Source organism: Lacinutrix iliipiscaria (genome assembly GCF_042686125.1).
Lineage (GTDB): Bacteria > Bacteroidota > Bacteroidia > Flavobacteriales > Flavobacteriaceae > Oceanihabitans > Oceanihabitans iliipiscarium.
Map to the genome: position 1 here is coordinate 1 of NZ_JBHUOV010000016.1, position 1,352 is coordinate 1,352.

Annotated in this window: 1 protein-coding gene; it reads right to left on the bottom strand. The window is 35.5% G+C overall.

What is annotated here, in order from left to right; genetic code table 11:
- The coding region (locus tag ACFS5M_RS13930) for a GEVED domain-containing protein (RefSeq protein ID WP_379899138.1) at nt 1-1,352 on the bottom strand (1,352 nt) is incomplete at both ends.

Below are 1,352 nucleotides of genomic sequence, written 5' to 3' on the forward strand. Positions count from 1 at the left end.
GTTCCATTAACACCAAGAGTAATACCATATTTAATGGCTAAATAAGACATAATTCTATTACGTTCAACTGTTAAATCGGTATCTGTTTTTCTAGACGAATAAGTGATTACCTCAGCAATTCTAGCATCAGCACTTGCTTCATATCCTTCAGAGCGACCAATCCAAAACCTAGAATCATTGACATTCGCAAAATCTGGTACATCATTTTGTGTATTTTCTTTGTTTATAGCATTATAGTATAATTCTTGTTGTGTAGCGGCTAAATTATTTCTTACGTTAATAATTCCTGCGTTATCATAAGTTGCAGATGTGCTTGTTTGAGCCACACCATAACCATTGCCAGCAACTGTTGTTCCATGAGTATAAGTAAATACGTCATTATTGAAACGGTTAGAATAGTTCCCTAATCCAACTCCAGTTTCATCAACATTATTTGTAGCGATATCTTCATCACCACATAAAATATCCATTTTTCCAAAGTTGTAGTCAGCATCAGCATCAGGAATTACAACTGTAAAAATATCTTGTGAGTAATAACCGCTTGTTCCTTCTAAGAATTGAGTAGATGTGTCATCATAAGAAAAATCACCATCTAATGTAGAAGTCGAGTAGGTGTTATCAAAATCCACAACAGGATTAAAGTTGACATTGTCATTAACATTGTCTTTATAGGTTGGTTCTTGTCCAGGAGTATTTACTGTAGCATCAGCACCACGACCTTGATCTGACCAAGTGCTCACACTTTGACCGTTAGAATACCCTAAGCCATCTGTTCCTTTTAGCCACAACGCTAAATCGGCAGTAACGCCACCTGGACCTTCTGTAAGAGGTATAATAGAAGGAACAATATTTACGGTGTAGTCTTCAACTTCACCATCATAATTTGTTTCACAAGATGTAGGGTAGGTGTTATATTTCACTGCGATACGCATTCTGCTAGCTCCAGTACTTGCTTCATTAGGAACAGGAATTGAAATTGAGACAAAAGGGGAACTACCATCTGTATCATTAAATACTGGGAAATTGAAAGATTCCTGAGTATCATTAAAATCTCCATCTCTATTCCAGTCTATCCAAGCATTAGCATAACAGTTATATGGACCGTCTGTGTCTACTTTTATTGATAAATCATAAGATGTACCTTTTTGAATATCTGTTGATAGATTTGTAAAATCTTCATAAGGATTATCTTTTGGTGAACCATCTGTATTATTTAATGTATTAAAAGAAACGTCAACAATTCCGGTTTCCCAATCTAAATCACCTACAGAATTGCAATATGATATTAGCGTCGTAAAAAGTATAGAATCAGAATAGTTAGAAGCAGGAAACGCTCCACAAATCGAACGGAC